General features: G+C 40.0%; 1 protein-coding gene. It reads left to right on the forward strand.

All coding sequences use genetic code 11. The features are described from left to right. Window positions 1-865, forward strand: an 865-nt coding sequence (locus AB4503_RS25550) for a type VI secretion IcmF C-terminal domain-containing protein (RefSeq protein ID WP_372115928.1), incomplete at its 5' end; no start/stop codon positions are given. Window positions 866-888 lie beyond the last annotated feature (23 nt).

The raw sequence follows: 888 nt of genomic DNA on the forward strand, positions 1-888 counted from the left end.
CCCTCAAATGGCAGCGTTGTCTGCAGCACAACACCGGATGAGTAGTACGGATGCCGATCCTCTGATTCGTTTAAAACAAATTGCACAAAAATCTCCTGAGCCAGTAAGAAGTTGGCTTTTAGACGTAGTTAACCAGAGCTGGTCCGTGATGATTTCTGAATCATCAAAAGGAATACAGACTCTTTGGTATAGTGAGATCTATTCTAAGTTCAAAGAGTTAGGTTTAGGAAGGTACCCTTTTGATCTAAGTGCAACAGAAGAAATTTCGATCGAAGACTTTGAGCTGCTTTTCGCATCGGGAGGCTTGCTTGATGCATTTATCGATAAAAATTTCGCTCCTTTTTATGACACAAACCTATGGACGCCAAAACAAGTAGAAGGTGAAATTATGCCTCTCTCACCAGAACTACTTGTTCAGTTAAGAAATTACAATGTCATCAGAGATACACTAATCAACAAGAGTACAAACCGTTTGTACCTTCCATTTAGTGCGAAGGTACTTGATCTGGATTCGAGTGCGATCAGAGCAAGCTTAAAAATAGCGGACTCAAATATCAACTATTACCATGGTCCCAGCAGAATTCGTGAACTTGAGTGGCCTCCTCAAAATGGAGATTTCAATATCAGTATAACAATTCAAGATGTAACAGACGAAGGTAAACAACATGTACTGAGCAAGAATGGTCAATGGGCTATCTATCGGTTATTTGGTGACTCAACGTTAACAAATACCCATAACGGTAGCTTCGTGAGTGATATAAAAGTATCAGGCAGAGATCTGAGCTTGCGAATCACTCCTTTGACTCAGAAAAACCCGTTTACGTTAGCGGAGCTGTATAACTTCACTCTACCCGAAGCCATATAGTAAAAATACAAATACAAATACAA

It is taken from the genome of Vibrio sp. 10N.222.55.B11 (assembly GCF_041473705.1).
GTDB classification, from domain to species: domain Bacteria; phylum Pseudomonadota; class Gammaproteobacteria; order Enterobacterales; family Vibrionaceae; genus Vibrio; species Vibrio crassostreae_C.